At 66.0% G+C, this 7,953-nt stretch carries 2 protein-coding genes; one reads left to right on the top strand and one right to left on the bottom strand.

Annotated features, from left to right (window positions below; genetic code table 11):
• Positions 1-78 precede the first annotated feature (78 nt).
• Positions 79-2,649, bottom strand: a complete 2,571-nt coding sequence (locus tag ACFWSK_RS22560) for a trypsin-like serine protease (protein WP_383789046.1) — start codon at positions 2,647-2,649, stop codon at positions 79-81.
• A 453-nt stretch (positions 2,650-3,102) separates the two neighbouring features.
• On the opposite strand from ACFWSK_RS22560, the gene ACFWSK_RS22565 reads away from it, so the two are divergent.
• Entirely contained in the window at positions 3,103-7,116 is a 4,014-nt protein-coding gene (locus ACFWSK_RS22565; RefSeq protein ID WP_383789048.1) for a polymorphic toxin-type HINT domain-containing protein, read from the top strand.
• Positions 7,117-7,953 lie beyond the last annotated feature (837 nt).

Consider the following 7,953-nt stretch of genomic DNA (forward strand, 5'->3'; position numbering starts at 1 on the left):
TGGCGGACATGGGGGTGGCCCCGGGAAACGCGCTGGCGTTTCCCGGGGCCGGAGCGTGCTTGTTTCTGCGGTGCGGGGTCAGCGCATGCCGGCGCCGAAGCGCAGGCCGACCGCCGGGAGTCCGTTCTTGCCGGGCTCGTACGTCACGACTGGCGCACTGCCGCCGGCGTTGATGTTCGCCCACGGCACGGTGTGCGCACGGCCGTACGCCGACGGGCCGTCAGGGACGCCGACGTAGAGGTGCGTGCCCGTGGCGGTGACCGCGGTGCCGACCTTCTCGCCCGTCACCGGGACGCCGGGAAGACCGGCGAGACCCGGGTAGACGGTGCTGTCGGAGTCACCCGGCGCACCGATCATGCCGAAGGTGTAGATGCCGCCGGCGTCCGTGGCCGTTCCGATGTCCTCACCCGGAACACCCACAGCCATCAGAGTGTTCTGAGCCGTGCTCACGGCCGAGGGGTTCGTGCGCACGGCGGACACGGAGTGGCCGAACCGGTCAGCAGCCTCGTTCGCACCGGAGATACCGGTGGTGCCCTGGTGAATACCGGTCATCGGGACGAAGCCGGTCGGGGTCAGCCGGACCACATCGACCCGGCCGGTGGTCGCGATCGTTGAAGTACCCTCACCCGGGGTGCCGACCACGAGAAGGGACTCCGTCCCCGTGGCAGCTGCGGTGGGCTTGTAGGCGACCATGTCGAGCGCATACCCGAACGTGTCGCCGGCTTCGGACGCGTCCTCGATCTCAGCGAGGTTCTGGTCCAGCCCAGCCAGAGCCGTAGGAATGTTGGCAGCGTTGCGCGTGTGGTTGAACACCACCACAGCCCCCACATCAGCCAAGCCGCCGATCGCCTCACCCGGCGCACCGATGGCAAGGTGCTGCGGAGAACCAGCCAGAGACGCACCGAACTCGTCATTGCTCTCAAGACCACCAGGCACACCTACCGAGCCCTGGTTGATCAGAACATTGTTCGTCGATGTGCCGTACAGGTAGACAGCCGCACCGGCATCAACGAAGCCGGATCCGTCCTCACCCGGAACACCGACGGCGAGATACGGCACGCCCGTGATGGTGGTACCGGCCGTGACGGCCTGACCCATACGGTCACCCGCCTCCGCACCCATACCCAACAGCGCCCCGTTGCCAGAACCCTGGACAAGGTCCACTGTCACCTTGCCCTGCCCGAGACCGGCGGGCGAACCGTAAACGATGTGCGCACCGCCCGCTCCAGCCGCAGTGCCGATCGCTTCGCCCGGCACGCCGACGACCAGGTCGGTGCAGTTGTCGAGGTTGTGGTCGAAAGTTGCCAGCGACCCTCCGAAACGGTCGTTCGCCTCCGCGGAACCAGACACGATGGGCAGCGCCTGGGACAGTTCCGCGTTGCCCTTCCCGCCGCCGTAGACGACCTGCACACGTCCGGCCTTCGCAGCGCTGGAGACCGTGGCATCCGGGTCCGCGATCGCGACGTCCCGCTGCCCGTCACAGTTGAAGTCGCTGGCCCCGAAGGCGACGTCATCGACCCACTGCTTCAACCCGTCAATGCGGGCTCCCACCGCGTTAGTTCGAGTCTCGGCCACGGGCTCGCCAAGGCATCCCCCCTGCCAGGACCGGCTGCCAATGGCCACAAGGGCCAGCTTGCCGTTCTCGGTGCGAAGCGCCGGGGCGCCGGCGTCACCCTTGCAGATGGTCGTTTCCGCCGGGGTTTTCGCGGTGAGGTCGACGCCCGTCGCCGAGGTCGCTCCGGCTGAGAAGACGGAGGTGTGCAGCTTGGCCGGTGCCCATTCGTCGCTGGTCCGGCCATAGCCGACGACGGTGAGTTCTTCGCCGGTGGCCGCTGCCGTGCCGGAAATTGCTACCGGCGTGACGTCGAAGGCTGGCTGGTCCAGCCGTACCAGCGCAAGGTCGCGTTCGGGCTGCGGAATCACGTAGGAAATAGCACTGGTGTGGGTGCCGGTGGAGTCCAGGTCGGACCGGCCGAGCGTGATGGTGGTCTTGCTCTTGGGGGCGCCTGGCGTGGCGTCGATGCTTTCCGCAGGCTTGTCGGCGAAGCAGCTCTTGGCGGTGATCGCCCAGCGCGGGTCGACGAGAACCGCGGTGCACGAGCGAGTCTCCCCGATGCGGAGCTTTCCTGTGAATGTGTGTGTGGTGTCTCCGGCGGGCGGCGGAGTCGCGGGTGTGCTCGTCCCGGTGACCCGCATCTCCAGCAGGACGGCCTGCTGCGGATCAGATATGTCGGCCTCGCCGAAGCCCTTTGAAGTGTCGCGTGGGACGGTCAGGCTCTCGGTGGTGCCTTCGATCGAGACGTCTGCCTCGATGTCCCGGTCGTCGGTCTCGATACGGTAGGCGCGGGGAATGTTGACACTCAGGTAGCCAGTGCCCGCGGCCGCGAAGCAGATCCGGGAGTCGCCAGTCTTCAGGTTCCGTGCCCACACCTTGATTTGGTGAGGGCCAGAGCACAAGGTCAAGGTGATATTGCCGTCGCCGGCGATCAGGTCGGCGCCAGTCTCTTCGAGAAGGTCGGCACGGTTGGGGTAGGCCCCGTCCTCAACTGCATAAGGGATGTCGGTATCTGCCGGTGTCTCACCGGCTGCGGCGGCCAGAGGGGTGGGCGCCCCCACAGCGGCGGCCATCACCGCAGCCGTCACGGCCATCGATCTGCGTATACGCACTGAAGTTTTCGCCTTCCAAGGACGAACCCCGCCCTGCGAGTGCCGGAGGGTTCAAACCGAATCGGGTGACCGTGCCAAGTGCGGCAGTCGGTCGTGTTCGCCTGGGGAGGCCGCCGGGTCAATATAACCGCAGATCCCGTACATGGCGGCACTGCCCGGCACCTGGGCTGACAGACGAGGCGCACCTGTCACGGTTGGATCACGGTCAATCATTCGACTACAACTACGTGCCTCTCGCACATATCTTGCACTGGAAGTACACAGCAAGGTCGTGCCAGGTTTGCGGACTTGGGTGGGGTCTGTCGCATTCAGCCTGGGGAGGCCGAATGACAGAAGGCGGCAGGCCCTTTTCGGCGCGCTTGACCGAAAAAACACTGCAGCCGGGCGTTCCGGCTTGTGGGCCCTTCGGTCCCCACCAAGAGAAGGAACGAATCAGTGCGTCAGTTTGCAGGCCCTGGGCGCAGGGGGAGGGGAATCCGGTGGGTCAGCAGGTCCGCCCGCGGAATCCTGCCCCTGGCTCTCGTGGCCACCCTCATCTCGGCAGCACCCGTCGGCGCCGAGGATCTACCTGTGCCCCCGCTCTCCGACCGGGCCCAGGCGCTGGAGGCGTGGAAGTCCGCTGGACCGGCGGTCAGGGCAGCTGCGGAAGGGGCCCTCATGGGCACCGACCAGCAGGTCCGGGAGTACTTGGAAAACGGCCAGAAAGTGGCGGAGGAGCTTGACCTGCGGGAAGCCGCACTCACACTCGTCACCGAGGCCGGACCGGGGGTAAGCGAAGCCGCAGCCAACGCCCTCAACGGGACCCCGGAACAGCTGGCTGCGTTCATGAAGGACGGCTGGAAGCAGCCGCTGGAGGACGACCAGCGGGTGGCCGCCGCTCGTGCCACCGAAGCCGGTGGGCCGGGTCTGCGCGAAGCCGGCGACGCGGCGATGAACGGAACCATCGACGATGTCCGCAGCTTCCTGAACGAAGGCCAATACAAGCGCCGCGACGACGACGCCCGGGTCCGTGTGGCGCAGATCGAGATGGCGGGAGGCCCCGCCACCAAGCGGGCCGCGGCCGCCGCGCTGAACGCGGGCATCGGCGAGGTGCGCGACTTCCTCGCCTACGGGCAGTACATCACCCGTGCCCAGGACCAGGAACACGCCAGCATCAGCGACCTGGCGCAGCAGACCATTGACGCCGCGTCAGCTGCCGAGAAGGCCAAAGCCAGCGCAGAAGCACAATCCAAGAAGGCTCAGACAGCCGCCGGTCTGGCGAAGAAGGAGGCCGCGACGGCGGCGGCCGAAACTCTGGCCGCGAAGAACGACGCGGACAAGGCCGAGGATGCCGCGCGCCGGGCGGCGGAGGCCTCCCGCCGTGCCGCCGCTGCGGCGAAGTCCGCCATCTCGGCAGCCCGCGCCGCCAACGCCGCCGCACAGACCGCGATCGCCGCCGCGGCCAGCGCCTCCACCGCGGCTCAACGCGCCTCTCAGGCTGCTAGCAAGGCGTGGTCGGCCGCAGCATCGGGCAAGGTCAATGAGCAGGCAGCCGCCAACGCGCTGAAGGCCGCCGCCGACGCCGAGAAGATCGCCGACTCCCTTGACTCGATGCTGCAGACGGCACAAGCGGCGAAGGACGCGCTGAACGCTTCGATCGGGGCCATCGACGACATGAACGCGGCCGCGGCGAGCTCAGAGGCCGCCGCGGGATACGCGGATCAGGCCGGCGCCAGTGCGGGCCAGGCCAAGGAGGCAGCCGCCGCAGCCGAGCGGCACGCCGCGGAAGCCAGACGGGCCTCCCTGGCCGCGCAGGCCCACGCGGACGATGCCATTGCCGCCGCCACCGAGGCCCGCGACTTTGCGCGTTCCTCGGCTGCCCACGCACGCAAGGCCGCAGAAGCGGCACGCAAGGCGAACGAGCACGCCGACGATGCCCAGGCCGCAGCCAACCAGGCGAAGATCAATGCCGCCGAGGCGCTAAAGGCCGCCCAGGCGGCCACCACCGCGGTCACCAAGGCCCAGGAGATCCAGGCCACCACCCGCCAGGGTGAGGCGAACGAGATCGCCGCCCGTACGACCCTGCTGGTCAACGAGGCCCGTGACGCCAAGGAGGCAGTGGACGCCGCCAAGGCCGAGGTCATCAAGGCAAAGCAGGAAGCCCTCCAGCTCCAGGCGGACTTCGACACCCTCGCGGTCCAAGCCGCCGAGCCGGACGCGCAGCCCGCGCAGGTCGCAGCCGCCGGCCGCCGGATGGCGATGACAGCGCTGCAGATCCGCGGCCCATGGAGCCGGGCCGCAGCCGAAAGCGCCCTGGTCGGCGACGACGCCGCCGTGGTCGCATACGCGCGCACGAGCTGGAAACTGGCCGAGGAAGAAGACGAACGAGAAGCCGTCAACGTCCTCGCCACGCAGTCCACTTACGAGGATGTCCGCACGGCGGCAACCGCCGCCCTCGCGGGCACCCCGGCCCAGGTCCACACCTTCCTCACCACAGGCCAGTACCAGGCGGCAGCCCCCGACAACCGCATTACGGTGGCCCGTCTCGCCGAGGCCGGCGGAGTGGGAGTCAAGGAAGCCGCCCAAGCCGCGCTCGACAACCCCAATCCCAAGGCCCTCGACACGTTCCTCCAGCAAGGCCAGCACCAGGCGCGGATCGAGGACTACCGCGTCGAAGCAGCCCGGCTCGCCGAAGGCGGGGGGCCAGAGGTCAAGGCAGCAGCCGAAGCCGCCCTCGCCAGCCCCGACACCAACCTGATCGCCTTCGTCACCTCCGGCCGACACAAGGCCGCCCGGCGCGATCAGCTCAACGCCGCACACGTTGAGCAGATCCAAAGCATCATCGCCACGGCCAGCGCCACCGCCGCCCTCGCCTACCAGTCCGCCTACGAGGCGGCCGCAGCCGCCGAAACGGCACAAGGACACGCGGACCTGGCCACAGGCCACGCCAAGGAAGCAACCGAATCCGCCAACGAGGCCACCGACCACGCCGACAGGGCACTGGAGGCCGCCAACCGCGCCAGCGCCTCCGCCCGCTCCGCAAGCGCATCAGCCGCCGCCGCCCGCAAGGCCGAGGCCGACGCAGCCGGCAGCGCCCGCAAGGCCACGAACGCGGCGATATCCGCCGAAGCAAGTTACGGTGCCGCCCAGGGGTACGCCGCAAGCGCCTTCCAGGCAGCGGAACAGGCCCGGCAGTCCGCCCTCAACGCCGGCCAGAGCGCCACCGATGCTTACGCAAAGTACCGCTCCACGGTCGACCGTTACCAGACAGAGCGCTACAAGGCGGAGCAACAAGCCCTTCAGGAGCAGAGTCAGGCCGAACACGAGGCCACCATCCGCCAGGACGCCGCAGGCGGATCCTCCCCGCTCCTCGCCCTGCTGCAGGGGCTCACCAGCAATGATGTTCCCCCCGGCATGAGCCTCAAGGACTTCATCCACCTCAGGCTTGACATTTTGGGTCTGATCCCTGGGCTCGGGGAACCTGCCGACGCCGTCAACTGCATCGCCTACGGAGTGGAATCCGGCCTCAACAAGTACGGGATAGGCGAGAAGGACGCGTGGAAAGACGCCCTCCTCTCCTGCGCATCCGCGATTCCGGGCCTAGGATGGGCCGCCGCGCCTCTCAAGGTCACGCGATGGGCGGAGAAGTACGGCGGGGAAGCCGGCGGGATCTTCGAGGCGATTAGTAACCTCTTCAAGAAGAACCCTTGCAGCCCGAAGCACAGCTTTCCTGCAGGAACTCCAGTGCTTATGGCGGACGGTTCCAATCTACCTATTGAGCGAGTGCGCAGGGGTGACCTGGTTCATTCAACCAATCCGCTCTCGGGTAATTCAGGTCCGCGCCGCGTCATAGCCACGATCTATACGCCGGACGACCGGGAATTCACGAGCATCACGATCGATGGGGCCCAGGGTCAGGGCGCACTAGAGGCCACCGATCATCATCCGTTCTGGACTCCTGAGACACAGAGCTGGACCAAAGCGGGACAGCTAAAAGCCGGCGACGCCCTCCGCGTCGCAGATGGCACATCTGTGGAGATCACGAAGACCCGGCACTGGAACGAACTCCAGCCGACGTACAACCTGACCGTGTCGGACCTGCACACGTACTATGTGCTGGCAGGCGAGACATCGGTCCTGGTCCACAACGCAAGTTGCGTAGTAACAACCAAACAGTTTGACCACGCCTGGTCTCAGCATTCGTTTGGAGGTTCCTATCATAAGGACGGAAAGATGCAGAACGTACTTTCTGGAGGGATCGACAAGACCCGTTTCCGGGAGATGGTGAACGAGGCCATCGCGAACGGAAGGCAAGTTCCTAGGGCCAGTTCGGACCCCCGGGGCGGGTATTATATCGACTACGATTTCGGAGTAGATGCAGAGGTCGGCGCTATGGGTCAAAACGGCATGAGGATCGCCGTCGATGACGCAGGTAATTTCGTCACTGCAATGCCAAAGTTCATGTTCTAGGTGGTGAAATGATTTCGTTTACCTTTCTGCCTCGCGTGGACGATCCATCTTGGGATGTCGAAGATGTCTCGGGCCCCTCGATTCGCGCTCTCACCGCCGATGAACTGACCTTTCACTACTTCAACTCTGACGTAGTGATTGGTGACGGTAGCAACGAGGTCCAATTGAGGACACCCGGACTCCCTGTAATTGACTTCGTCCTCATGCTTGTCCAGCTGAACCGCGAAATCACGTCGTCTGGCACATCTCATGTGGAATCTTCGCAAAGCCAGGACTCCATTTCGGCGGTGAGGAGGGGTGACATAGTGGAAGTCTCCTACAGTTTTTCTGGCGTAGTGTCGACTATCCCCCTACGTGAATTCAATAAGGCTCCAAGGCGTGCTCTGCAGTCAGCCTTGGAAGTCCTGAATTCCACGCACGAAGACTTGAGGTTCAATCACTATTTGATCAACCTTTCCGAACTCGTGCGGTCGGATTGATTAGGTCCCTTCGTCAGCCTGCAAGGAACTGAAGCCGGTAGCTTCGCCGAGTTACAACCGGCGGAGCTACCGGTCCCCGGATGTAGCCGACGGTCTCAACTGCCAGGTGACCAGGATGCGTGACTGCTCCACAGAGTTAAGAAATGGGGGGTCAAGGGGGCTCCTCACTGGACGTTGATCGACTGACGATCGGAGTGCCGCACGCGCCCGGGTGCGGCTACGACGCCAGACGCGCCCGTGATTCCTAATGCGGTCTGTCAAGCCGCGAGAGGTGTGGGCGGTAGGGGTTCGTAGGTACGTCCGTCGCGGAGGAGGGCCCAGAGGACGTTGACTCGGCGGCGGGCGAGTGCGAGGACGG

Source organism: Streptomyces sp. NPDC058620, from assembly GCF_042717135.1.
Classification (GTDB): domain Bacteria; phylum Actinomycetota; class Actinomycetes; order Streptomycetales; family Streptomycetaceae; genus Streptomyces.